General features: G+C 62.1%; 24 protein-coding genes and 1 pseudogene. 18 read left to right on the top strand and 7 right to left on the bottom strand.

Annotation, left to right across the window (positions count from 1 at the left end):
• The first annotated feature begins 52 nt into the window (after positions 1–52).
• Both REH59_RS00675 and REH59_RS00680 read left to right on the top strand, forming a co-directional pair.
• Entirely contained in the window at positions 53–394 is a 342-nt protein-coding gene (locus REH59_RS00675; RefSeq protein ID WP_003255921.1) for a hypothetical protein, read from the top strand.
• Positions 395–473: 79 nt separating this feature from the next.
• A pseudogene (locus REH59_RS00680) lies at positions 474–586 on the top strand (ABC transporter permease); the annotation flags it as partial.
• Between the two features lie 187 nt (positions 587–773).
• Here the strand turns inward: REH59_RS00680 and REH59_RS00685 are convergent.
• Together REH59_RS00685 and REH59_RS00690 are read right to left on the bottom strand one after the other, a co-directional pair.
• Positions 774–1,724, bottom strand: coding sequence for an RHS repeat-associated core domain-containing protein (locus tag REH59_RS00685; protein WP_128573761.1), 951 nt, complete (start codon positions 1,722–1,724; stop codon positions 774–776).
• 282 nt (positions 1,725–2,006) lie between these two features.
• Positions 2,007–2,567, bottom strand: coding sequence for a WYL domain-containing protein (locus REH59_RS00690; RefSeq protein WP_003255912.1), 561 nt, complete (start codon positions 2,565–2,567; stop codon positions 2,007–2,009).
• A gap of 207 nt (positions 2,568–2,774) precedes the next feature.
• On the opposite strand from REH59_RS00690, the gene REH59_RS00695 reads away from it, so the two are divergent.
• From REH59_RS00695 to REH59_RS00725, 7 genes are all read left to right on the top strand, one after another.
• Positions 2,775–3,569, top strand: a complete 795-nt coding sequence (locus REH59_RS00695; protein WP_003255910.1) for a tetratricopeptide repeat protein — start codon at positions 2,775–2,777, stop codon at positions 3,567–3,569.
• Positions 3,570–3,776: 207 nt separating this feature from the next.
• Positions 3,777–4,229, top strand: a complete 453-nt coding sequence (locus REH59_RS00700) for a MarR family winged helix-turn-helix transcriptional regulator (RefSeq protein WP_003255908.1) — start codon at positions 3,777–3,779, stop codon at positions 4,227–4,229.
• Positions 4,226–6,313, top strand: coding sequence for an FUSC family protein (locus REH59_RS00705; protein ID WP_004576404.1), 2,088 nt, complete (start codon positions 4,226–4,228; stop codon positions 6,311–6,313). Before REH59_RS00700 ends, REH59_RS00705 begins: the two co-directional genes overlap by 4 nt.
• A complete protein-coding gene (locus tag REH59_RS00710; protein ID WP_003255905.1) occupies positions 6,310–6,522 on the top strand; it encodes a DUF1656 domain-containing protein in 213 nt (70 codons plus the stop codon). Before REH59_RS00705 ends, REH59_RS00710 begins: the two co-directional genes overlap by 4 nt.
• Positions 6,519–7,394 carry an HlyD family secretion protein gene (locus REH59_RS00715; protein WP_003255903.1) on the top strand — a complete coding sequence of 292 codons (876 nt, stop codon included), beginning with the start codon at positions 6,519–6,521 and terminating at the stop codon, positions 7,392–7,394. Before REH59_RS00710 ends, REH59_RS00715 begins: the two co-directional genes overlap by 4 nt.
• Positions 7,391–8,809: an efflux transporter outer membrane subunit gene (locus tag REH59_RS00720; protein WP_014861060.1), complete on the top strand. Its 1,419-nt coding sequence runs from the start codon at positions 7,391–7,393 to the stop codon at positions 8,807–8,809. Before REH59_RS00715 ends, REH59_RS00720 begins: the two co-directional genes overlap by 4 nt.
• A 110-nt stretch (positions 8,810–8,919) precedes the next feature.
• On the top strand, positions 8,920–10,863 hold the full coding sequence (locus REH59_RS00725; RefSeq protein WP_014861059.1) for an FTR1 family protein: 1,944 nt from the start codon (positions 8,920–8,922) through the stop codon (positions 10,861–10,863).
• Positions 10,864–10,925: 62 nt separating this feature from the next.
• Here the strand turns inward: REH59_RS00725 and REH59_RS00730 are convergent, their stop codons facing one another.
• Together REH59_RS00730 and REH59_RS00735 are read right to left on the bottom strand one after the other, a co-directional pair.
• Positions 10,926–11,171, bottom strand: a complete 246-nt coding sequence (locus REH59_RS00730) for a TIGR02647 family protein (RefSeq protein WP_003255900.1) — start codon at positions 11,169–11,171, stop codon at positions 10,926–10,928.
• Between the two features lie 69 nt (positions 11,172–11,240).
• Positions 11,241–11,543 carry a hypothetical protein gene (locus tag REH59_RS00735; RefSeq protein WP_010951568.1) on the bottom strand — a complete coding sequence of 101 codons (303 nt, stop codon included), beginning with the start codon at positions 11,541–11,543 and terminating at the stop codon, positions 11,241–11,243.
• Positions 11,544–11,691: 148 nt separating this feature from the next.
• Here REH59_RS00735 and REH59_RS00740 point away from each other — a divergent pair, with 148 nt between their 5' ends.
• Complete coding sequence (locus tag REH59_RS00740) at positions 11,692–12,354, top strand: glutathione S-transferase (RefSeq protein WP_014861058.1); 663 nt, start codon at positions 11,692–11,694, stop codon at positions 12,352–12,354.
• A gap of 106 nt (positions 12,355–12,460) precedes the next feature.
• Here the strand turns inward: REH59_RS00740 and argH are convergent, their stop codons facing one another.
• The gene (gene argH, locus REH59_RS00745) at positions 12,461–13,855 is read right to left on the bottom strand and encodes an argininosuccinate lyase (RefSeq protein WP_014861057.1); all 1,395 of its coding nucleotides are present in this window, start codon (positions 13,853–13,855) and stop codon (positions 12,461–12,463) included.
• Positions 13,856–14,152: 297 nt separating this feature from the next.
• Between argH and REH59_RS00750 the strand changes: the two genes are divergently transcribed.
• The 7 genes from REH59_RS00750 (at position 14,153) to REH59_RS00780 (ending at position 20,532) form a co-directional block, all read left to right on the top strand.
• Positions 14,153–14,896, top strand: coding sequence for a LytR/AlgR family response regulator transcription factor (locus tag REH59_RS00750; RefSeq protein ID WP_010951571.1), 744 nt, complete (start codon positions 14,153–14,155; stop codon positions 14,894–14,896).
• A gap of 118 nt (positions 14,897–15,014) precedes the next feature.
• Positions 15,015–15,956, top strand: a complete 942-nt coding sequence (gene hemC / locus REH59_RS00755; RefSeq protein ID WP_014861055.1) for a hydroxymethylbilane synthase — start codon at positions 15,015–15,017, stop codon at positions 15,954–15,956.
• Positions 15,953–16,720 (top strand): uroporphyrinogen-III synthase, encoded by a 768-nt coding sequence (locus REH59_RS00760; protein WP_003255894.1) that lies wholly within the window; start codon positions 15,953–15,955, stop codon positions 16,718–16,720. The genes hemC and REH59_RS00760 overlap by 4 nt, the downstream gene beginning before the upstream one ends.
• 45 nt (positions 16,721–16,765) lie before the next feature.
• The gene (locus tag REH59_RS00765) at positions 16,766–17,866 is read left to right on the top strand and encodes a uroporphyrinogen-III C-methyltransferase (protein WP_004576401.1); all 1,101 of its coding nucleotides are present in this window, start codon (positions 16,766–16,768) and stop codon (positions 17,864–17,866) included.
• The gene (locus tag REH59_RS00770) at positions 17,863–19,101 is read left to right on the top strand and encodes a heme biosynthesis protein HemY (RefSeq protein ID WP_003255891.1); all 1,239 of its coding nucleotides are present in this window, start codon (positions 17,863–17,865) and stop codon (positions 19,099–19,101) included. Before REH59_RS00765 ends, REH59_RS00770 begins: the two co-directional genes overlap by 4 nt.
• A gap of 222 nt (positions 19,102–19,323) precedes the next feature.
• The gene (locus tag REH59_RS00775; RefSeq protein ID WP_004576400.1) at positions 19,324–19,830 is read left to right on the top strand and encodes a disulfide bond formation protein B; all 507 of its coding nucleotides are present in this window, start codon (positions 19,324–19,326) and stop codon (positions 19,828–19,830) included.
• A gap of 231 nt (positions 19,831–20,061) precedes the next feature.
• Complete coding sequence (locus REH59_RS00780; protein ID WP_003255887.1) at positions 20,062–20,532, top strand: Rsd/AlgQ family anti-sigma factor; 471 nt, start codon at positions 20,062–20,064, stop codon at positions 20,530–20,532.
• Between the two features lie 8 nt (positions 20,533–20,540).
• On the opposite strand, the gene REH59_RS00785 is transcribed toward REH59_RS00780, so the two are convergent.
• A complete protein-coding gene (locus REH59_RS00785; RefSeq protein ID WP_004576399.1) occupies positions 20,541–21,179 on the bottom strand; it encodes an FKBP-type peptidyl-prolyl cis-trans isomerase in 639 nt (212 codons plus the stop codon).
• Positions 21,180–21,357: 178 nt separating this feature from the next.
• On the opposite strand from REH59_RS00785, the gene REH59_RS00790 reads away from it, so the two are divergent.
• Positions 21,358–22,386: an AlgP family protein gene (locus REH59_RS00790; protein WP_265536578.1), complete on the top strand. Its 1,029-nt coding sequence runs from the start codon at positions 21,358–21,360 to the stop codon at positions 22,384–22,386.
• On the opposite strand, the gene REH59_RS00795 is transcribed toward REH59_RS00790, so the two are convergent.
• Positions 22,365–22,844: a TIGR02444 family protein gene (locus REH59_RS00795; protein WP_014861489.1), complete on the bottom strand. Its 480-nt coding sequence runs from the start codon at positions 22,842–22,844 to the stop codon at positions 22,365–22,367. The two genes, REH59_RS00790 and REH59_RS00795, sit on opposite strands and share 22 nt — an antisense overlap.
• Positions 22,845–22,885 lie beyond the last annotated feature (41 nt).

Below are 22,885 nucleotides of genomic sequence, written 5' to 3' on the forward strand. Positions count from 1 at the left end.
TGCCTATGCTGCTGTCTACCAACAAGGAACCAACGTGACGAGGGACATCGCCATGTTCTACGTGCAACGCAACGCCGCCGGCCAGTTGCTGCGGGTGGAAGCAGCCGCGTTTGATCAGTTCACCGAAATGCTCCCTTCAGACCATGCCGATATCCAGGAATGGTTTGCCGATGATGTCGTGGAAAACAGCCTCAACCAGCTCAAACAAAGCGACCTGGACATGATCCGCGTGCTTGAGGACCTGATCGACGTGCTGACCGCCAAGGGCGTGTTCAAGATCACCGACCTGCCCGCCGGTGCGCAGGCCAAGCTGCTCAACCGTTCCACGGCGCGCAAGGCGCTCAGCAGCCTCAATAACCTGATTGACGAAGAAGAGCAGGGCGGGCTGATCTGACTGCAGGCGGTCCCCGCGGCAGGACAGTTATATGGTTGTACTTCAAGGGTATCTGGTGCTTGCGGCCTTGCCGTCAATCAAGCTGTTTGCCGGGTTGGCGGTGGTGATCCTGATCGGTCTTCTGGCGGAAGGGCTGGTGTTCAATAACCTGGCGGGTTGACCGTGCTGCGTTGGGAGACGCCGCGTGGATGACCCGCACAAGCAGCGAAGCGGTAAATCAAACTTATCAATATACGCCAGCCCCTCGCGCAGGTCCCTTCCACGGAGCAAAAGGATGGGGTGGTTACATACGTATGCTGAAGCCGTCATCTTCAGAAAAATTGAAGATGGATTCTTAAGTGCAGCTGTCTAAACTTGACGTGCAAGGATAAGTAAAGTCTCACGGTTCTTGCCTGATGGCACTTGCATTAAATTTAAATTCATCATAATGCATAGAATCGTGTATGCCAGTCATGTTTTTAATGGTATTTATTGGGGCTTCATTTAGATCGCCTGCCAATTTGTTTATGTGTTTGGCATAGATGGATTTGGACGGTATGCCCGTAACGGTTGTTGTGCCTAAATCGTGTTTGAATGCCATTGCCCACATTGATGCGGCCACAAGGTCTACGTGGTCATTCTTATTTTCTAGCTCGCTGTTCTGGATCGAGGTAATTAGCTTTTTATGAGAGTTTATTTGGTTTACGACAGGTTGAAGTTTTGGATATGGCGGAGTGTCAATCGCTTCTGTATTGATCCCTTTTCTTTGTAAGGCAATCTTGGCTTCGAGGCGGGCCTTCCGTCTATTGTAAGTCTTGAGCTTGCCAGTAGTTTCTTTAAGTAATTTTAGAGTGGGGCTAGAGGGACGAGCGCTTTTGTTAGGAACTTTACCGTGCCCGCTAGGGTCCGAGTGGTTTAGTGGATCATTTTCACAATAAGCGTAGGCATTGAGACCGCCAGCGCCAAAGGGGCTCCAGGCATCAGGAGTAAAGAAACGCATTAAACACGAGCTGAACAGTCTGTAACTGCCCAGCAAATAGCAGCTTATCGAGGCTTCGGGTAGCTGCCCATTAAATCGCAACCGACCACTGCTCTGGAATCGTTCTTTAGCGTAACCGTATGGCGTGTAGGCTAGGTTCGTTAACGCTTTGGCATTTTTTGTGCAAATGACACTCCGGCTTGAGTCAGCACCCGGTAAAATGGTGTAAGGTGCCCTCCCTTGCGGGAGGAGCTGTTCGCTGATGAGCTCTCTATTGGCACGTGATGCCATCCAGGCTTCGTCTTGCGTCAACAATGTGCACAGCTGTTGGCCTTGATAGAAACGCCTGAAAATCTGGTCGTGACGTGACATTGTTAATCTCCTGTGATTCGGTAGGGCTGCAAAGACAGCATGGATGCAGACGCCATTTCGAACAACTGGTAAAAATACCAGTTTCAATGCGCAGGAGAGTGAATTTCTGTCGAACTTTGATTGTTTGCAGTCTTGTGCTCAAAATATTGAGCAGCTGAGATACGGTAAGATGCAGAACTAATTTGTAATCCTGTTTACACCTCTTCGCGGGAAAGCCCGCGTCTATAAGTATCGGATCAACTTGTGTAGGCGCGGGTTTACTGGCGAAGAGGCCGGTACAGGCTACAAATTCTGATACTGAGCTGCCGCATTGCTCAGAATCCTGCCAATCTCCTCCCGCAAGCCGGCAGGCTGCTCTACCACCACCCTGTCCCCATGGCTCAACAGCCACCAGCGTAATGGCCAACCGTCACTTACCGTGCCGCGTAACCGATGCCCATGCTCCAGCGCCGTCAGTTGCATGTCGCTGCTCAATGGCGCATCCCGCAACTGCCGCGCCAGTGCATCGCTGATTCGCGCCACCAGCTCCACGCCCTCACCCTGCGATGGCTGCAACGCATCCCCTCGCAGATGTGTCAGCAAGTCGAAATTACCGCGCAATTCGCCCACGGCACTGGCCGACCAGTGCCAACCGAACGGAATGCTCTTGTCATTGCGCTCCAGCGGGAATATCAGCGAAAGCTCGTTGAGGTCACGCTCGACAGTGCGTTTGCTGACCGTGAACCCCACGTCACGCAGGCGCCAGACCAGCTCGGCGCTGGTTATGCCTGGGGAACGGCTGGGCAACTGGCGCAGCAGCGCCCACTGTCGGCTAAGGGTGGCGCGAGTGGTGGCGAACGGCAAAAGATAACGTCCTTGTCTAGGCTTGCCGCAATAGGATGGCGGCATGCGAGGGGCATGGCAATTGGCCACAGCCTGCTCAGATCAAGGAAGTCGCATTTGGTTGCCTCGTGCCGGTTCGTTCGCGACAGGTTTTGACGTGACATCACGCAGAATCACGCCTCATCACAGCCGAAGGTTGGGGTTGTGCGTCGTTCAATGAGGATGAACATGTCTGTTGCCAGCAATATCCATTCGCTACTTGCCCGCCTTCTGCCCGAGCGGGTCATCGCCCCTCCGGCTCCTGTAGGAAAGCGACAGCGGCTGTTCTCCGGTGTGGGCTTGCCCAGCCAGCGGTCGCTGCTGGTCAACCGCCTGGATGAGGCCAACGACCTGCAGGCGGTGTATGTCGACCTGCGCCGCCAGGCATTGCAAGGCAGTGTGCCAGCATTGAACGACCTCGGCTGGATCTGGCTCAACGGCAAGTACTGGCGGGCCGATACCGTGCTGGCCGGGCACCTGTTGCGCATGGCGGCCCTGCAGGGCAATGCTGCTGCCTGGTTCAACCTTGGCCAGCAGCACTACTTCGGCAAAGGCATCGACCCTTCCTATGTGCAGGCGGCGGAGTGTTACCGGCAGGCCTTCGACCGCGGCATGCTGCATGCCGCCGCCGCACTGGGTGACCTGTACGAGGAGGAGGTGTGCGACGGCGACCTGGAGTGGCAGGTTGACCTGGTGCAGGCCTACCAGTGGTTCATGCGTGGCGCCGAACAGGGCGAGGCGCGTTGTCGTTTTGAAGTGGGCTACCGGTTGATGCATGGGCTGCACGTAGAGGCCAACCTCAAGGCAGCGCTGTACTGGCTTGAGCTGGCAGCAGCGGCGGGAGTGGTGCAAGCGGCAGAGGAGCTGGCGGTGCATTTCAGCAGCCGTGATGCGGTGCGGTATCAGGAGTGGCGGGACCGGGCGGTGCAAATGGGCAGCACATTGGCCTTGACCATGAAGCTGGAAGACCAGATCCAGCCCTGAGTATTTCTCTCCAGTGCTGCACAGGGATTGCGTAGATCCCGAACCCGGTGCAGCCCCTGTGTGCGGGTTTACCCGCGAAGCGCGCCAGCACTGGCTGAAAAATGAACAACATTTCACCCCGGCTATCCGTCGCCCCCTGTTGACGACAGGGGGATGTCGGGGCGTATATTGATAGTTAGCAAACTATGAATATACTTGGTTCTCTTCATGTCCCTTGATTTCCTGCGCCTGCAAGTCAGCAGTGGCCTGGTAGTTGCTGCCCGCCACTGGCGGCGCATCTGTCATACCGCCTTGACCGGCTACGGCATTTCCGAGGCCTGCGCTGCGCCGTTGCTGATGATCGTGCGCCTGGGCGACGGCGTGCACCAGGTGGCTGTGGCCCAGGCCGCCGGCCTGGAAAGCCCGTCGCTGGTACGCCTGCTTGACCAACTGTGCAAAGCTGGCCTGGTGTGCCGCAGCGAGGACCCACTGGATCGCCGCGCCAAGGCACTGAGCCTGACTGCCGAAGGCCGTGCCCTGGCCGAAGCCATTGAAGCCGAACTGGTGCGCTTGCGCCGCGATGTGCTCGGCGGTATCGATCAGGCCGACCTGGAAGCTGCCTTGCGTGTGCTTCGTGCCTTCGAGGCTGCCGGCCTGGGCAGCGCAGGCGGGGTGGCATGAACGGTTTCTTCAGCTCTGTCCCTCCGGCCCGTGACTGGTTCTACGGCGTGCGCACCTTCGGCGCGTCCATGATTGCCCTGTACATTGCCCTGCTCATGCAACTGCCGCGTCCCTACTGGGCCATGGCGACGGTGTACATCGTCTCCAGCCCCTTCGTCGGCCCGACCAGCTCCAAGGCGTTGTACCGTGCCGTCGGCACGTTGCTCGGCGCTGGCGGGGCAATCTTCCTGGTGCCGCCGCTGGTGCAGTCACCGTTGCTGCTGAGCATCGCCATTGCCCTGTGGACCGGCACCTTGCTGTTCCTTTCGCTGAACCTGCGCACGGCCAACAACTACGTGCTGATGCTGGCCGGTTATACCCTGCCGATGATTGCCTTGGCCGTGGTGGATAACCCGCTGGCAGTGTTCGATGTGGCCTCTTCTCGCGCGCAGGAAATCTGTTTGGGAATTGTCTGCGCGGCAGTCGTCGGGGCTATCTTCTGGCCACGACGGCTGGCGCCGGTGGTAGTCGGTGCCACCGGAAACTGGTTCACCGAGGCGATTCGCTACAGCGACACCTACCTGGCCCGCGATGCCAGCGCTGACAAGGTCGGTGGTATGCGCGGGGCGATGGTCACCACCTTCAACTCGCTGGAGCTGATGATCGGTCAGCTCGCCCACGAAGGTGCCGGCCCGCATACCCTGAAGAACGCCCGCGAATTGCGCGGGCGGATGATCCATCTGCTGCCGGTGATCGACGCCCTCGACGACGCACTGGTAGCCCTGGAAGGCCGCGCCCCGGCCCAGTTCGCCCAGCTTCAACCCGTGCTTGAAGCGGCTCGTGAATGGCTCAAAGGCACTGCCGACAGCGCTTCGGTAGCGCACTGGGCCACGTTGCACGAGCAGATCGGCCGCTTGCAGCCCGCTACAGCCGCCCTCGATCAGCGCGCCGAGCTGCTGTTGTCCAACGCCCTGTACCGCCTGACCGAATGGGCCGACCTGTGGCAGGACTGCTGCACCCTGCAGCACGCCCTGCGTACCGATGATGCCAAGCCTTGGCGTGCGGTGTATCGCCACTGGCGGCTGGGCCGTCTGACAGCGTTTTTTGATCGTGGCCTGATGCTGTACTCGGTAGCCTCCACGGTCCTGGCGATCGTGGTCGCCTGCGGCCTGTGGATCGGACTGGGCTGGAACGACGGCGCCAGTGCGGTAATCCTCGCGGCAGTTGCGTGCAGCTTCTTCGCCGCCATGGACGACCCGGCACCGCAGATCTACCGGTTCTTTTTCTGGACGCTGATGTCGGTCATCTTCTCCAGTCTGTACCTGTTTTTGGTACTGCCCAACCTGCACGACTTCCCGATGCTGGTGCTGGCCTTTGCCGTGCCGTTCATCTGCATAGGCACTCTGACCGTACAGCCGCGCTTCTACCTGGGCACCTTGCTGACCATCGTCAACACGTCGACCTTCATCAGCATCCAGGGCGCCTACGACGCCGACTTCTTCACCTTCCTCAACTCCAACCTTGCCGGCCCCGCGGGCCTTCTGTTCGCCTTTATCTGGACCCTCGTGATGCGCCCGTTCGGCGTGGAGCTGGCGGCCAAGCGCATGACCCGCTTCGCCTGGCGCGACATCGTCGAAATGACCGAGCCTGCGACCTTGGCCGAGCACCGCCAGGTTGGCGTACAGATGCTCGACCGCCTGATGCAGCACCTGCCACGCCTGTCGCAAACCGGCCAGGACAGTGGTGTGGCACTGCGCGACCTGCGCGTAGGGTTGAACCTGCTCGACCTGCTGGCGTACATGCCGCGCGCCGGCCAGCAGGCTCGCGAGCGCCTGAACACTGTGGTCGAGGAAGTCGGTGCGCACTACGCCGCCTGCCTGCGTGCTGGCGAACGCCTGCATGCCCCGGCCGCACTGTTACGCAACATGGAACGCGCTCGCCTGGCGCTGAACCTGGACGAGCTGTACGAGCGCGGTGATGCCCGCACCCACCTGCTGCATGCCCTGAGTGGCCTGCGCCTGGCGCTACTGCCGGGGGTGGAGGTGATGCTCGAACCCGCCGAACAACCGCAACTGCCCCCCGGGCTCGACGGAGCGCCCTTGTGATTGGTGAACTGGATATCAGCGGGGTGTTCCTGCCCACGCTGCTGGTGATGATGTTTGGCACCTACCTGCTGTTCCTTGGGGTGCACGCGGTGCTGGTGCGCCTGCATTTCTACCGCCTGGTCTGGCACCGGGCGTTGTTCAACGTTGCTCTGTATGCCGTGCTGCTTGGTGCGGTGGACCACTTTTGCCGAAACCTGATGCTGCCATGAAAAAACCTATGCTGACCTTGGGCCGTGTGGTCCTGACCTTGCTGGTAGTGACCTTCGCCGCCGTGCTCGTGTGGCAGATGGTGGTCTACTACATGTTTGCCCCCTGGACCCGTGACGGCCACATTCGCGCCGACGTGATCCAGATCGCCCCCGATGTGTCGGGACTGATCCAGAAGGTCGAGGTGCGCGACAACCAGACCGTCAAACGCGGCGACGTGCTGTTCACCATCGACCAGGACCGCTTCACGCTGGCCCTGCGTCAAGCCAAGGCAACCCTGGGCGAGCGCCAGGAGACCCTCGCCCAGGCTTCCCGCGAAGCGCAGCGCAACCGCAAGCTGGGCAACCTGGTGGCCGCCGAGCAACTGGAAGAAAGCCAGTCCCGCGAGGCCCGTGCCCGTTCAGCCGTCAGCGAGGCGCAAGTGGCTGTCGACACTGCCCAGCTCAACCTTGACCGCTCAGTGGTGCGCAGCCCGGTAGACGGCTACCTCAACGACCGCGCGCCGCGTAACCACGAGTTCGTCACCGCCGGCCGCCCGGTGCTGTCGGTGGTCGATAGCGCCTCGTACCATGTCGATGGCTACTTCGAGGAAACCAAGCTTGGCGGTATACACATCGGCGATGCCGTGGACATCCGTGTGATGGGCGACAATACCCGCCTGCGCGGCCATGTGCAGAGCTTTGCCGCTGGCATCGAAGACCGCGACCGCAGCAGTGGCGCCAACCTGCTGCCTAACGTTAACCCGGCGTTCAGTTGGGTACGCCTGGCCCAGCGCATTCCTGTGCGCATCGCCTTTGACGAAGTGCCGCAAGACTTCCGCATGATCGCCGGGCGCACTGCCACGGTGTCGATCATCGAGGGCCAGCGCCCATGAAACAGCTGATCCTGGCTGGCCTGTGCCTGTCGCTGGGGGCCTGCATGATGGTGGGCCCCGACTATGAGGTGCCTGGGGATGCGGCCGTGCAACGCAATGACTTGAACGGCCCGCTGCGCCAGGATGCCGACAGCGTCGTGTCGGCGCCGGTCCCCGAGGACTGGTGGCAGCTGTATCAGGATCAGCGGCTGAATGAACTGGTGCGCCAGGCGCTGAGTGCCAACACCGAATTGCGCGTGGCGGCGGCCAACATCGCCAAAGCTCGCGCCCAGGTGGAGGTGGCTGAATCGCAAGGCGGCTTCAACGGTGGCGTCAAACTCGGCGCTCAGCGGTTGCAGGAGTCGGGCGAAGCCTTCCTGCAGCCTGAGAAGGTGCCGGTAGCCAACATCGGTGAGGCCATCATCAGTGCCTCGTACCAGTTCGACCTGTGGGGCACCTTCAAGCGTGGTACCGAGGCTGCCAAGGCAAATGCCGACGCGGTGCAGGCGGCTGCCGACACTGCCCGCATCACGCTTGTGGCGGACGTGGTCAAGGCTTATACCCAGGTGTGCTCGGCCAACGAGGAATACCACATTGCCCGTGAGTCCCTCGATTTGCAGGAGCAAAGCGTGAAACTCAACCAGCGCCTGCGCGATGCTGGGCGTGGTGATGAAACCCAGGTCACCCGCTCGCAGACCCAGTTCAAATCGTTGCGTGCCGAACTGCCACGCTTCAAGGCCGAACGCGAGACGGGCATGTACACCCTGGCTGCGCTGCTGGCCAAGCCGGTCGACCAGTTGCCTGCCGGTACCGCCGATTGCGCCGAGCTGCCGCACCTGAACCAGCTGGTCCCGGTGGGCGATGGCGCGGCCTTGCTCAAGCGCCGCCCCGACGTGCGCCAGGCCGAACGCCAGCTGGCTGCCGCCACCGCCTATATTGGCGTGGCCACTGGCGCCTTGTACCCGGACATCAGCATTGGCGCCCAGGTTGGCACCATCGGTATCCTGGAGAACCTTGGTGAGCCTTCGACCAACCGCTGGGGTTTTGGCCCGCAGATCAGCTGGACCATCCCCACCAACGGCACCCGTGCCCGCATTCGCATGGCCGAGGCCTCGACCCAGGCGGCACTGGCGAACTTCGATGGGGTTGTGCTGAACGCCATCCGCGAGACCCAGACCCGCCTGGCGCAATACAGCGCCTTGCTCGATCGGCGCGATGCGCTGGCCGAGGCGGAGAAATCGGCCAAGGAAGCGGCGGACCAGACGCACCGGTATTACCAGGCGGGGCGTGAGTCGTTCCTGGCGGATTTGCAGGCGACGCGGACCTATACCGATATGCGTGCGCAGTTGGCTGCGGCCAATAGCCAAGTGGCGCTAGGGCAAATTGGCGTGTTCCTGGCGTTGGGTGGGGGTTGGAAGGGTACCGCCAAGCCCTGATGCGATCCTTTAGGGCTGTTCCTCTATGCCCTCCACTTCATCGGATTTGTAGCAAGATTTTTCATGAAATCCGCCCAGCACCCTTGAGTGAAGCAAAGTGGAAGTGAACAATGTTCTCTTTCGCATTTCCTTCGAGACTGGCCATGAAAACCCGTTCCCGCCTGCTTGCCTGGCTGCCGGCTGCATTGCTCGGCCCGGTGCTGGCGCTGTGCAGCTCCTTGGCGCTGGCCGAGTCCCCCGCCGAAGCTGCCAAAGCCCATCACTTGCTGGACTACATTGGTGCCGACTACCCGCCGACCGTGCAGGACGGCAAGGTGATCGACGAGGGCGAATACCGCGAGCAACAGGAGTTCAGCGCGGTATTGGCTGACCTGGTCAAAGGCCTGCCCGCAAATACTGAACAAGCGGCTTTGGAACAGGGCGTCCAGGCGCTGCGCCAGGCCATCGACCAGCGTCAGGAAGGTACCGCGGTCGCTAAACAGGCCCGGCAGCTGGGTGCGCGACTGGCGGTGGCTTACGAGGTCAGCCAGGCTCCGGTGATTACCCCGGACCCCGCCCGCGGCGCTGCGCTGTACGCACAGAACTGCTCGATCTGCCACGGCGACACCGGCGCCGGCGATGGCCCGGCTGGCGTGGGCCTGGAGCCTGCACCCGCCAACCTGCGTGATGCCTCACGCCTGGACCAGTTGAGCCTGTTCGACCTCTACAACACGCTGGCCCTGGGTATCGACGGCACCGAAATGCCGTCGTTTGCCGACCAGCTGGACGACCGCCAGCGCTGGGACGTGGCCGCGTACATCGCCAGCTTCACCGCCAAGCCGGAAGCGGGCAAGGGTGACAAGACCTGGAACCTCGCCGACCTGGCTCGCCAGACGCCGGCCGAAGTCGCCGCCAACGAAGGCACTGCGGCCGTCGAGGCATTCCGTGCCCAGCGTGCCCAGCCGCCGCAGGTAAAGCGCGGCCCGGCGCAATTGCTCGAATACACGGCCAGCACACTGGACAAGAGCCTGGCGGCCTACCGCGCAGGCGACCACGATCAGGCTTATGACCTGTCGGTGGCGGCCTACCTGGAGGGTTTCGAGCTGGTGGAAAGCTCGCTGGACAACATCGACACCCAGGCGCGCAAGGACACCGAAAAAACGTTGATGGCCTACCGCCAGTCCTTGCAGGACGGCTTGCCCGTGGCCCAGGCCGAACAGCGTCTGGCCGACGCCAAAACCAAGCTCGAGCAGGCGGCCAAGCTGCTGGGCAGCGATGGCCTGAGCTGGACGCTGAGCTATATCTCCGGTTTGCTGATCCTGCTGCGTGAAGGCCTAGAGGCGATTCTGGTGCTGGCGGCGATCCTGGCCTTCCTGCGCAATACCGGGCAGCAGTCGGCAGTGCGTAGCGTCAACACTGGTTGGGGCCTGGCGCTGGTTGCCGGCTTCGCCACCTGGGCGCTGGCGGCCTATGTGATCGATGTGGGGGGCGCTCAGCGCGAGCTCCTGGAAGGCTGCACAGCACTGTTCGCTGCTGTGATGGTGCTATGGCTGGGTGTGTGGATGCATGACCGCCGCCACGCCGCCGCCTGGAAGGACTACATCAAGAGCAGCCTGGTCAGCGGTGGCGGGCGCTTCGGCTTTGCTGTGCTGGCATTCTTCTCGGTATACCGCGAATTGTTCGAAGTGATCCTGTTCTACGAGACCCTGTGGCTGCAGGCAGGCCCTGCCGGGCATCAGGCGGTGCTGGCGGGTGGCGCGACGGCATTGTTGCTGCTGGTGGGCCTGGCCTGGGTGATTCTGCGGGGCTCGGCCAAGTTGCCGCTATCGCTGTTCTTCAGCATCAACGCCGCACTGCTGTGCGCGCTGTCGGTAGTATTCGCCGGGCATGGCGTGAAGGCGCTGCAAGAGGCCGGTGTGCTGGGCACACGGCCAGTGGCGTTCTTTGAGTTCGACTGGCTGGGGATTCATGCCGATGCCTACTCGCTGTCGGCGCAAGCGGTGGCCTTGCTGGCCATCGTGTTCCTTTACGGCCGCTCGTGGCTGGCGGAAAAGCGCAGTACTGCGGCCAACTGACTGGAGCCTGCGCGGTCCTGCAGGGACCGCGCAAGGTCTCAGATCTTGCGCAAGCCTGATGCTCAGGCCGGCTGTGGCGCCTTGAGAATGTTCTGTAGCAATTGGACACTTTCAACGGCGTCATGACCCAGGCTGGTCAGGTAGCCGCCATCCGGCTGATCGGTCAGCCCCTTCTCATGCAGGCGTTGCGCAGCCGCGATCAGGGCAGGGGATGCGGTGCTGGTTATCTTGATGCCTTCCTGGCTGCTGTCGTGTTTGAACAGCGCGAGTACTTCCATTTCGTCGATCAAATCGGGGGTAAAAGGCATGGCGACTCCTGACTTCCAGACAAGGATTGCGGCACTTTCTACGGTGCCTGATCTTCGAGTGTAGCCGGGTTATTCGTCGTCGCCTTGATCCATCTCAGGCGGCAGCTCCGGCAGTGCCCGCAGAGCGTTCTCATACCACTCGCCGTTGAACGCACGGTCCTCTACCAGCATGTTGTCGATCTCGAAGGCCAGCACATGGGCCATCAGGTTCAGAATGTCTTCACGCTCATAGCCGACCAGCGTCAGCTTGTTGAAAGTGGCCTTTGCTGCAGGCGGCTCGCCGCTTTCGATCTGGTTTTCGATGGCCTGGGTCAGCGTTGCCTCGGCGAAGGCTTCGTCGTCGTCATTGTCGATGTCGGTGGGCTCGCTCATCGCGGTACTCCTAGGATGGGATGCAACAGTGTGCCATGCCTGTGGCGGCAATGCCCGGGCATTGACGGGGTGCATGACGCTGGTCAGTGGCAGGTGTTCAGTCTATAAAGTCCACGCCAACCCCTTACGGCCTGGAGGCTGTTTCGTCATGCTCAAGCTTTATGGATTCTCGGTCAGCAACTACTACAACATGGTAAAGCTGGCCCTGCTCGAAAAAGGCCTGCCTTTCGAGGAAGTCACCTTCTATGGCGGCCAGGCGCCACAGGCGCTGGAAGTGAGCCCGCGGGGCAAGGTGCCGGTGCTTGAAACCGAACATGGCTTCCTCAGCGAAACCAGTGTGATCCTCGACTATATCGAGCAGACCCAGGGCGGCAAGGCGCTGCTGCCAGCCGACCCGTTCGGCCAAGCCAAGGTGCGGGAGCTGCTCAAGGAAATCGAGTTGTACATCGAGCTGCCTGCGCGTACCTGTTATGCCGAGTCGTTCTTTGGCATGTCGGTCGACTCGCTGATCAAAGAGAAAGCGCGTGCGGACCTGCTGGCCGGGTTTGCCACGCTCAAGCGCAATGGGCGCTTTGCACCCTATGTTGCGGGCGAGCAACTGACGCTGGCAGACCTGATGTTCTGCTTCTCGGTCGACCTGGCCAACGCGGTGGGCAAGAAGGTGCTGAGCATCGACTTCCTGGCGGACTTCCCGCAGGCCAAGGCGTTGCTGCAACTGATGGGGGAAAACCCGCACATGCCGCGGATCTTGGCGGACAAGGAAGCGTCGATGCCGGCCTTCATGGAGATGATCCGCAGCGGCAAGCGCTAGGATCTGTGTTGGGTCATTCGCGGGTAAACCCGCCCCTACAGGTACAGCACAACCGCTGTAGGAGCGGGTTTACCCGCGAACGAGGGCGAAGCCCTCGCCCCGGGAGTTAGCGAGACGCCAACAGGGCCTTGCCACGAACCACAGCAGCACGCACCTGCGCCGGCGCCGTACCACCAATGTGGTCACGCGCATTCACCGAGCCTTCCAGCGTCAGCACGGCAAACACGTCCTGCTCGATCTGATCGCTGAACTGGCGCAGTTCGTCCAGGCTCATCTCGGCCAGGTCCTTGCCAGTGTCCACACCATACTTCACCGCGTGGCCAACGATCTCGTGGCAGTCACGGAACGGCAGGCCACGGCGAACCAGATAGTCGGCCAGGTCGGTCGCGGTGGAGAAGCCACGCAGGGCCGCTTCACGCATGATGGCGTGCTTGGGCTTGATCGCCGGGATCATGTCAGCAAAGGCCCGCAGCGAGTCGCGCAGGGTATCGGCGGCGTCGAACAGCGGTTCCTTGTCTTCCTGGTTGTCCTTGTTGTAGGCCAGTGGTTGGCCTTTCATCAGGGTCAGCAGGCCGGTCAGGGCGCCGAACACGCGGCCGCTCTTGCCGCGTACCAGCTCTGGCACGTCCGGGTTCTTTTTCTGCGGCATGATCGAGCTGCCGGTGCAGAAGCGGTCCGGAAGGTCGATGAACTGGAACTGCGCGCTGGTCCACAGCACCAGCTCTTCGGAGAAGCGCGAAAGGTGCATCATCGCCACGCTGGCAGCGGCGCAGAATTCGATGGCGAAATCACGGTCCGACACGCCATCCAGCGAGTTGCCGGCCACGGCTTCAAAGCCCAGCAGCTTGCAGGTCAGTTCACGGTCGATCGGGTAGGTGGTGCCGGCCAGCGCGGCGCTGCCCAGTGGCATGCGGTTGGTGCGCTTGCGGCAGTCGACCAGGCGCTCATAGTCGCGGCTGAGCATTTCGAACCACGCCAACAGGTGGTGGCCAAAGGTGACCGGCTGCGCCGTCTGCAGGTGGGTGAAACCAGGCATGATGGTTTCGGCTTCACGCTCTGCCTGCTCCAGCAGGCCCTGCTGCAGGCGGGTGATTTCGGCCAGGATCAGGTCGATTTCGTCGCGCAGCCAAAGGCGGATGTCGGTGGCCACCTGGTCGTTGCGGCTACGGCCGGTGTGCAGCTTCTTGCCGGTGATGCCGATGCGGTCGGTCAGGCGTGCTTCGATGTTCATGTGCACGTCTTCAAGGTCGACACGCCAGTCGAAGTTGCCGGCTTCAATCTCGCCCTGGATGGTTTTCAGGCCATCGATGATGGTGTCGCGCTCGGCATCACTGAGCACGCCGACCTGCGCCAGCATGGTGGCATGGGCAATCGAACCCATGATGTCGTGACGGTACAGGCGCTTGTCGAAATCTACCGAGGCGGTGAAACGGGCGACGAAGGCGTCGACGGGCTCACTGAAGCGGCCGCCCCAGGACTGATTGGTCTTGTCGGTGCTCATGGATTCACTCATTGCAGGCGTGAACGAAAAAGTGGCGTCGATGATAGCAGGGTTGGGCTGGCTGCCGCAGGGCGCCGGTCGAGAGAAATGCCCGGAAAATCGCAGAGAAGGATTTCAAGGAATGAACGGCAGTGTTCCACGGACCGTCTACAGTTGGACAAAGGACTGGCAGTGAATCTGCCGGGCCGAGTGAATCTTTGGCCATCGCACCGGTCTAGAGCGTGACCGCAGTGTCGCTCGAACCACACCTGTCTACGCTATACCTGTGCGAGACTCATTCAGGAATCCAGCGCAATTATGAATGTCCTGATCGTTGATGACGAACCCCAAGGCCGTGAACGCCTCACCCGGCTGCTCGGCGAACTGGAGGGTTACACTGTGCTGGAGCCCAGCGCCACCAACGGCGATGAGGCCTTGGCGCTGATTGAAAGCCTCAAGCCCGATGTGGTCCTGCTGGACATCGGCATGCCAGGCCTGGATGGCCTGCAGGTTGCCGCTCGCCTGTGCGAACGCGAGGCGCCGCCCGCGGTGGTGTTTTGCTCCGGGGATGATGAATACGGTGCAGAGGCATTCAAGGACAGTACCCTCAGCCATGTGACCAAGCCCTTCCAGGCCCACGCCTTGCGCGATGCCTTGCGCAAGGCCGAAAAACCCAACCGCGCCCAATTGGCCGCGCTTACCCGGCCGGCCAATGAAGGCGGCGGCCCACGCAGCCATATCAGCGCCCGCACGCGCAAAGGTATCGAACTGATCCCGTTACCCCAGGTGATCTATTTCATTGCCGACCACAAGTATGTGACCTTGCGTCACGAAGCCGGTGAAGTGCTGCTTGACGAGCCACTCAAAGCCCTGGAAGACGAATTTGGCGAACGCTTCGTGCGCATCCACCGCAATGCGTTGGTCGCCCGCGAGCGCATCGAACGCTTGCAGCGCACCCCGCTGGGGCACTTTCAGCTGTATCTGAAAGGCCTGGACGGCGATGCCTTGACCGTCAGCCGTCGCCATGTGGCCGGTGTGCGCAAGATGATGCAGACCCTCTGAGGCCCTTGGACTCGGGCCGCTCCTGCACCTGACTGCGTGTGGCCTGTTGATCCGTATCTGCAAGCGATACCGGCGATGCTGTTATGATCGGCGGTATTTCTCTGGATCGGGGCGTTTCATGTCCACTCGCGAAATCCGCATTGCCACCCGTAAAAGTGCTTTGGCCCTGTGGCAGGCCGAATACGTCAAGGCCCGCCTCGAGCAGGCCCACACCGGTCTGCAGGTGACCTTGGTGCCCATGGTCAGCCGCGGTGACAAGTTGCTCGACGCGCCGCTGGCAAAAATCGGCGGCAAGGGGCTGTTCGTCAAGGAACTGGAAACCGCGCTGTTGGACAACGAAGCCGACATCGCCGTGCACTCGATGAAAGACGTGCCCATGGACTTCCCCGAGGGCCTGGGCCTGTACTGCATCTGCGAGCGTGAAGACCCGCGTGATGCCTTCGTTTCCAATACCTTTGACAGCCTCGAAGCACTGCCCGCCGGCAGTATCGTCGGTACCTCAAGCCTGCGCCGTCAGGCCCAGTTACTGGCGCGCCGCCCAGACCTGCAAATCCGCTTTCTGCGCGGCAACGTCAACACCCGCCTGGCGAAGCTGGATGCCGGCGAGTACGACGCCATCATCCTCGCCGCGGCGGGCCTGATCCGTCTGGGCTTCGAGGACCGCATCACCTCCACCATCAGCGTCGATGACAGCCTGCCGGCAGGTGGTCAGGGCGCGGTGGGCATCGAGTGCCGCAGTGCCGACGTTGAGATCCATGCACTGCTGGCGCCACTGCACCATGTCGACACCGCTGACCGGGTGATCGCCGAGCGCGCCCTGAACAAACGCCTGAATGGTGGCTGCCAAGTCCCGATCGCCTGCTACGCGGTCCTTGAAGGTGACCAGCTGTGGCTGCGTGGCCTGGTCGGCCAGCCTAGCGGCGGGACCTTGCTGGTGGCCGATGCCCGTGCACCCCGTGCCGCTGCCGAGGCCCTGGGCGTACAGGTGGCCGAAGACCTGCTGGGGCAGGGCGCCGAGGCCATTCTGAAGGAAGCCTACGGCGAGGCTGGTCACCCGTGAGCCAATGGCGCCTGTTGCTGACCCGGCCTGCCGAGGACTGCGCGGCGCTGGCGCAAAGCCTGGCGGCAGCGGGAGTGGGCAGCAGTTGCCTGCCACTGCTGGAAATTGAACCTATTACCGTGCAAGCCCCACAGCGACTGTCGCTGGAGGGCTTGCATGACTTCCAGGCGATCATTGTGGTCAGCAAGCCGGCCGCCCGGCTGTTGCTTGAGCATCTGGCCGAGACCAGCATCCAGCCTCCGCAGCGAGGCTGGTTCACCGTAGGTGAGGCAACCGCTGGGGTGCTGCAGGGTGCAGGGCTGGAGGTAAGCTTTCCGCCGCGTGGCGATGACAGCGAAGCCTTGCTGGCATTGCCGGCCCTGCGCCAGGCACTTACCGAGCCGGCACCGCGTGTCTTGATCGTTCGCGGCGTCGGAGGTCGCGAACTGCTGGCAGAGCGTCTTGCAGAGCAAGGTGCTAGTGTCGAATATCTGGAACTGTATCGTCGCTGCCTGCCGGCCTACCCGGCGGGTACGCTGATGCGCCGCATTGAAGCGGAACGCCTCAATGGCCTGGTGGTCAGCAGTGGGCAGGGTTTTGAACATTTGCAGCAGATGGCCGGTGCCGATTGGCTGCGGCTGGCCCAGTTGCCGCTGTTCGTGCCCAGCCCGCGGGTCGCCGAGCAGGCCAAGGCCGCCGGGGCCCAACAGGTTGTGGATTGCCGTGGCGCCAGTGCCACGGCCTTGCTGGCAGCCGTGCAGCGTAGCGCTGCACCTGCCTCTTAAGGCGCTAAGCTGAATGCGGTGCGCCCCCATGCAAAGGATGGATACGTGAGCGAGACTGTCTTGTCCAATAACGATCAACCGTCGGCACAGGCGCCTGCGGAACCCGTTACCACCCCACCTGCCAAGCGCTCCGGCAGTGGCCTGGCAGCGTTGGCCTTGCTGCTGGGTGCGGCCGGGGTGGCGGTAGGTGGCTGGGGTGTCTGGCAGGTGCGTCAACTGCAGGGCAGTGAGTTCAACCAGGGCCAGCACATCGAGGCGCTGACCCAGCGCGCCGAGGCGTTGCAGCAACGTGAACAGCAGATCAGTGCGCAACTGGCCAGTCTGCCAGCCGCCAGCGAGCTGGAAGACCGTCGGCGTTTGGTAGCCCAACTGCAGGGCGACCAGCAGCGGCTCAGTCAGCGCCTGGAAACCGTGCTGGGAGAAAGCCGCAAAGAGTGGCGCCTGGCCGAAGCCGAGCACCTCCTGCGCTTGGCTACCCTGCGCCTTTCCGCGTTGCAGGACATCACCAGTGCCAAAGCCCTGGTCGAAGGCGCCGACGAGATCCTGCGCGAGCAGAGCGACCCGGGTGCCTTCGCCGCCCGCGAGCAACTGGCACGCAGCCTGGCCACGCTCAACAGCACTCAGCAACCGGACCGCACAGGCCTGTTCTTGAAGCTGGCTGCGCAGCGTGAGCTGGTACAGCAGTTGAGCGCCCAGTCCCCCGAGTTTGACAGTAACGCCGATGCGCTTGGCGCCCTGACCGCCGACGGTGATGGTGCCAGCAGGCTGTCGCAGTGGTGGGCAGAAATATCCAAGTACTTCCAGATCGACTTCAACGCTGATGAAAACGTGCGTCCGTTGCTGGCCGGGCAGCAACTGAACCAGCTGCGCCTGGCCCTGAGCCTGACTATCGAGCAGGCCCAGTGGGCGGCGCTCAATGGTGAGGCCAAGGTTTACACGCAGGCGCTGGACGACGCCCGCAGCGTACTGCTGGCCAACTTCAATGCAGACAACCCGCAAAGCAAGGCCATGCTCGACAGCCTCAATGCGTTGGCCGATCAGCCGGTGTCGGTGGTTACCCCTGACCTTAGTGAAAGCCTGGCGGCAGTGCAGGCTTATATTCAGCGCCGTCACCTGCCGGCCGAGGCTGAAGGGGGCAAGCCATGAAGCGTGTCTACCTGTTGGCCGTGCTTGCGATCGTGGTTGCTGCGGCACTGGGCATCGCGGTCGCCAAGCACAGCGGCTATGTACTGATTTCCTATGGTGGCTTCCGTTATCAGTCGGGGCTGTGGGCTGCCTTGGCGGGTATTTTGGCGGTCGTCCTGCTGCTGTGGTTGCTGCGCTATCTGGTCGGCCTGGTGCTGACTTCCAGTGGTGTGGTCAACCCGTGGTCACGGCGTAACCGCAGCCGACGTATCCGCCTGGCGATCGAACAGGGCCAGCTCGATCTTGCCGAGGGCCGCTGGGCCAGTGCCCAACGGCACTTGCACCGTGCCGCCGAGGCTGAGCGCCAGCCGTTGCTGTACTACCTTGGTGCCGCGCGTGCCGCCAACGAGCAAGGCCGCACCGAAGACAGTGACAACCTGCTGGAGCGTGCCCTGGAGCGCCAGCCGCAAGCCGAGCTGGCCATTGCCCTGACCCATGCCCAGTTGCAAATGGACCGTGGCGAAAACGATGGAGCCCTGGAAACCCTGCTGGCCATGCAGGAACGCCACCCGCACAACGGCCAGGTGCTGCGCTTGCTGCAACGCCTTTACGTGGAGCGCGGCGACTGGTCTGCACTGATCCGCCTGATGCCCGACCTGCGCAAGGGCAAGGTGCTGCCGGCCGCAGAGCTGGCTGCTCTGGAACAGCGCGCCTGGGGCCAGAACCTGAGCCTGGCGACCACCCGTGGCGAAGATGCGCACAGTGCACGCCAATCCTTGGAGCGTGCCTGGCAGCAGTTGACCGCAGCCCAGCGCCAGGAGCCGCAACTGGTGCTGGCGTACGCCGAGCAATTGCGCCAGGTAGGTGCCCAGAACGAGGCCGAACAGGTGCTGCGCACGGCCCTCAAGCGCGACTACGAAAGCCATCTGGCCCGCCTTTACGGGCTGGTGCGTGGTGATGACCCGGTACGTCAGTTGCAAACCGCTGAAGGTTGGCTCAAGGCTCACCCGCAAGACGCCAGCCTGCTGCTGACCCTGGGTCGTCTTAGCCTGCAGAACCGCTTGTGGGGCAAGGCGCGTGACTACCTTGAAAGCAGCCTGCGCATGGAGCGCAACCCCGAGGCCTGTGCAGAGCTGGCTCGCCTGCTCGCGGGGCTGGGCGAGACGGAGCGCAGCAACCAGCTGTTCCAGGAGGGCCTTGGCCTGCTGGACGAGCGCCTGCTGGCGCTGCCTTTGCCAGAAGGCGTGCGCGCCTGACCTACCCCAAGGCCCGCGCAAAGGTGCGGGCTTTGGGGGCAGGTAATTTATCTTTCGCTGTCAGTTTGATCTGAAGTCTATTTCTTCAGTCGCCTCCTACGGCATATCTGGAAATTTCCTACGCGATTCAGTGACTTGTCGTTGCTGTCGTGCCTTGAAACAAAGCGTGTCTTTCCTCTACCGTTTCAAGCCACTACTTTTTCCCCGGGACCTTCACCGCCCATGCTGCCGGCCCGTTTGCGCACCTTTTTTCTTCCTGCCTGCCTGGTCGCACTGGCGGTACTGGTTGCGTCTTTCCGTCTGGAAAACACAGTGGGGCTGATGCCGTGCCCGTTGTGCCTCAGCCAACGGTTGCTGCTTGGCGTGTACGCGCTGCTGTGCTTCGCAGCCGTGCTGCAGGCGCCGGGCACGCGGGGCATCCTTCGTTATGCTCGCCTGGTGCTGGGCTGCTCGTTGGCCGGCGCATTGCTGGCAGCACGGCATGTCTGGTTGCAGGGGGCTGAGGGGGTCAATGAGGTATGCCCGGTGCCGATCGGGCGAGTGTTCGAGCAATCCTGGGGTGAGGCGGCACGGCAACTGTTGCTGGGTGGCCCGGATTGTCGTTCGCTTGCCTGGAGCTTTCTCGATCTGACACTGCCGGAATGGAGCCTGTTAGCCTTCCTGCTGCTGGCGGTGGTGCCCTTGAGTTGCCTGCTGGCGTATCGTTTCCGCACCCTGGCAAGAACATGACCTGGCGCAAGGTTGTGCCATTAGCGCGACCAATGGTGATGTAACAGGGTATTAAACACTTGTATGAACTTTGTGTGCTGCGTACCTTGAAGGGCAGCACGCGCGGGAATAATCTCCCAGCACGCATACCGGAAAAACAACTGCTCGATGCCGTCCTGCTGATGTCACCTTTGTGCTGCGCGGTCGTGGTGCGAGGTGCAGCGGCATCTACCCAGAAGGGAAGAGATCGCCATGCTCGATAGTTGTCAGAACGCCCAGGAACGCTGGGGTGGGGTTCACAAGCTGATCGACCGTTGGCTGGAGGAGCGCCAGGAACTGGTGCAGGCTTTTCGCGCCCTGCGCGATGTGAGGCCAGCCTTCGCCGACAAGGACACCAACGGGGACTTTTGCGCCCTTCTGGTCGACTACGTTTCGGCGTGGCACTTCGAAGTCTGCGAGCAACTGGTCAGCGAGGCCAAGGCGTTCGGAGACAAGAAGGCGCTGAAGCTGGCCGAAGAGATCAACCCACGGATCAACGACAGTACTCAGATCGCACTGGCCTTCAATGACCATTGCACCAAGGGGGAGTGCAAGGACACCGAACGCTTTGCCGAGAAGCTGGCCAAATTGGGCGGGTTGTTGCATGAGCGCTTCGAGCTTGAAGACTGCCTGATCGAAGTGCTGCACAACGCACACAAGGAAGAGGGTGCAGTGCAGGCCTGAGGTTGGCGTCAGTCGCCAACCGCCAGCAGTTCGATCTCGAATACCAAGGGGGTGTAGGGTGCAATCAGGTCTCCCGCCCCCTCGGCGCCATAGGCTTGCGCTGAAGGAATTACCAGGCGCCACTTGGCGCCAGTGTGCATGTTCGGCAAGGCGACCTGCCAGCCTTCGATAACCGAATCCAGGTTGAACCATTGGGGGGTCTGGTTCTGGTCGAAGACTGAGCCATCCGGCAATCTGCCCACATAGCGCACCTGCACTTTGCCGCCCGCTTTCGGCTGCACACCCGTGCCTGGTTGCAATTCGCTGTACAGCACACCTTCCGTTAGTTCGTGCACCCCATAACGCCCACGTTCATTAGCCATGAAACGCGTTTCGGCGGCCTGCAGCTTTTGCACAGCGGCGTCGCCTTCCTGGGCCTCATGCTGCTGCAGCACCGCCTGCATGCGTGCCTTGTCGAGTTTCAGGGGTTGCCCCTGATAGGACTGCTTCAGGCCTTCGACCAGTGCATCCAGCTGCAAGCCCGGCATCTCCTGGCGCAGGCGCTCACCCAGGCTGGCACCCAGGCTGTAGGCCAAATCGTGGTCGTCGTTGGCGGCCAAGGCGAGGGGTGCCATCAGGCATAAACCCAAAACAAGATATCGAGGCAACGCCTGACTCCCAAATACCAGCAATGATTAATTCAGCAACTACACTTTCACGCAGCTGCAAGATAACAACTTTGCCCAGGCATGCAACGCGGCGTAAACATTACGGTCAACATGCCCTAGCGGCGGTAGCAGCAGAAGCATAGTATGAGCCGCAATCTCGTCAGCCAGGAGGTAAACCATGTCGGCCAAAAAGAAGCCAGTAAGTACGCCGTTACACCTGCTCCAGCAACTTTCGGGCAGCTTGCTCGAACACTTGGAAGAGGCCTGCTCGCAAGCGCTGGCTGATGCGGAAAAACTGCTGGCGAAGTTGGAAAAGCAGCGTGGCAAGGCGCAGGAAAAACTGCACAACGGTCGCCTGAAACTGCAAGACGCGGCCAAGGCAGGTAAAGCCAAGGCGCAAAGCAAGGCGCAAAAAGCCATCGGTGAACTTGAAGAGCTGCTCGAGTCTCTCAAGGAGCGTCAAACCCAGACGCGCTCTTACATTCAGCAACTCAAACGCGATGCTCAGGACAGCCTCAAGCTGGCTCAGGGTGTAGGCAAGGTACGCGAAGCTGCAGCCAAGGCCCTTGATCTGCGTGCGGCTAAACCCACCAAGCCCGCTGCTGCCAAACCTGCGGCCAAACCAGCTGCCAAGGCGACCACTGCCGCCAAGCCTGCGGCCAAACCAGCCGCCAAGGCGACCACTGCCGCCAAGCCTGCGGCCAAACCAGCCGCCAGGGCGACCGCTGCCGCCAAGCCTGCGGCCAAACCGGCTGCCAAGGCGACCGCTGCCGCCAAGCCTGCGGCCAAACCGGCTGCCAAGGCGACCGCTGCCGCCAAACCTGCGGCCAAACCGGCTGCCAAGGCCTCCGCTGCTGCCAAACCTGCGGCCAAACCGGCTGCCAAGGAGACCGCTGCCGCCAAGCCTGCGGCCAAACCGGCGGCCAAGGCGACCGCTGCTGCCAAGCCTGCAGCCAAACCGGCTGCCAAGGCGACTGCGGCAGCCAAACCTGCGGCCAAGCCAGCTGCCAAAGCCCCTGCTGCCAAGCCGGCCGCAAAACCAGCTGCCGCCAAGGCACCTGCACGCACGGCCGCCAAACCCGCCGCCAAGCCTGCTGAAGCCAAGCCCGCTACACCACCGGCGGCCACAACCAACTCGGTGAGCCCGGCTGCTGCTGCACCGTCGGCACCTGTGAGTACTCCGGCTCAGGCACCTTCGGCGTCCTGAAGCGCAGCCGCTGCGACGCGCAACTGAACTAGCGCGTCATGATGCAGAGCCTGGTCCGGTGCCAGCCGGGCCAGCCAGTCGTCCGCGGGCTCATGGGAGCCCACGGGCCACTGTTGTGAGCGTTCCTGCAAGCGCTCCAGCAAGGCTTTTTCAGCCCGCAACTCCAACCCCTTCACCTGCTCACGTAATGCCGCCAGTTGTGTATCACCCGTTGCTGTGGCTCGCCATTGCTGGCGCAGGCTGCGTAGCGGAGTGACCACGTCACGCTGCCAGGGCTCGGCAAGTTCTTGCAGTGCTTGCGCGCGTTCGCCCAGTACGGCCACACCACGTGCTTGCAGCCAGGTCGCGCACAGCAGCAGGCAGACATCGCCACCCAGTGCCTGCAGTTCAAGGCAGGCGGCCTCCACGCCGGGCCTGGCATACAAGGTCAGGGCGTAATTCCACAGGTCGGTGTGCATGGTTCCACTCGCGCTATGGGCCGAGGAAGCTGGTAGACTCC

This window comes from Pseudomonas sp. BO3-4 (assembly GCF_034044115.1).
Lineage (GTDB): Bacteria > Pseudomonadota > Gammaproteobacteria > Pseudomonadales > Pseudomonadaceae > Aquipseudomonas > Aquipseudomonas alloputida.

Excerpts from the sequence above, each read along its gene's own strand:
- REH59_RS00675 (WP_003255921.1), top strand. The coding sequence starts at position 53 with ATGTTCTACGTGCAACGCAACGCCGCCGGCCAGTTGCTGCGGGTGGAA.
- REH59_RS00685 (WP_128573761.1), bottom strand. The coding sequence starts at position 1,724 with ATGTCACGTCACGACCAGATTTTCAGGCGTTTCTATCAAGGCCAACAG.
- REH59_RS00695 (WP_003255910.1), top strand. The coding sequence starts at position 2,775 with ATGTCTGTTGCCAGCAATATCCATTCGCTACTTGCCCGCCTTCTGCCC.
- REH59_RS00700 (WP_003255908.1), top strand. The coding sequence starts at position 3,777 with ATGTCCCTTGATTTCCTGCGCCTGCAAGTCAGCAGTGGCCTGGTAGTT.
- REH59_RS00705 (WP_004576404.1), top strand. The coding sequence starts at position 4,226 with ATGAACGGTTTCTTCAGCTCTGTCCCTCCGGCCCGTGACTGGTTCTAC.
- REH59_RS00715 (WP_003255903.1), top strand. The coding sequence starts at position 6,519 with ATGAAAAAACCTATGCTGACCTTGGGCCGTGTGGTCCTGACCTTGCTG.
- REH59_RS00720 (WP_014861060.1), top strand. The coding sequence starts at position 7,391 with ATGAAACAGCTGATCCTGGCTGGCCTGTGCCTGTCGCTGGGGGCCTGC.
- REH59_RS00725 (WP_014861059.1), top strand. The coding sequence starts at position 8,920 with ATGTTCTCTTTCGCATTTCCTTCGAGACTGGCCATGAAAACCCGTTCC.
- REH59_RS00730 (WP_003255900.1), bottom strand. The coding sequence starts at position 11,171 with ATGCCTTTTACCCCCGATTTGATCGACGAAATGGAAGTACTCGCGCTG.
- REH59_RS00735 (WP_010951568.1), bottom strand. The coding sequence starts at position 11,543 with ATGAGCGAGCCCACCGACATCGACAATGACGACGACGAAGCCTTCGCC.
- REH59_RS00740 (WP_014861058.1), top strand. The coding sequence starts at position 11,692 with ATGCTCAAGCTTTATGGATTCTCGGTCAGCAACTACTACAACATGGTA.
- argH (WP_014861057.1), bottom strand. The coding sequence starts at position 13,855 with ATGAGCACCGACAAGACCAATCAGTCCTGGGGCGGCCGCTTCAGTGAG.
- REH59_RS00750 (WP_010951571.1), top strand. The coding sequence starts at position 14,153 with ATGAATGTCCTGATCGTTGATGACGAACCCCAAGGCCGTGAACGCCTC.
- hemC (WP_014861055.1), top strand. The coding sequence starts at position 15,015 with ATGTCCACTCGCGAAATCCGCATTGCCACCCGTAAAAGTGCTTTGGCC.
- REH59_RS00770 (WP_003255891.1), top strand. The coding sequence starts at position 17,863 with ATGAAGCGTGTCTACCTGTTGGCCGTGCTTGCGATCGTGGTTGCTGCG.
- REH59_RS00775 (WP_004576400.1), top strand. The coding sequence starts at position 19,324 with ATGCTGCCGGCCCGTTTGCGCACCTTTTTTCTTCCTGCCTGCCTGGTC.
- REH59_RS00780 (WP_003255887.1), top strand. The coding sequence starts at position 20,062 with ATGCTCGATAGTTGTCAGAACGCCCAGGAACGCTGGGGTGGGGTTCAC.
- REH59_RS00790 (WP_265536578.1), top strand. The coding sequence starts at position 21,358 with ATGTCGGCCAAAAAGAAGCCAGTAAGTACGCCGTTACACCTGCTCCAG.
- REH59_RS00795 (WP_014861489.1), bottom strand. The coding sequence starts at position 22,844 with ATGCACACCGACCTGTGGAATTACGCCCTGACCTTGTATGCCAGGCCC.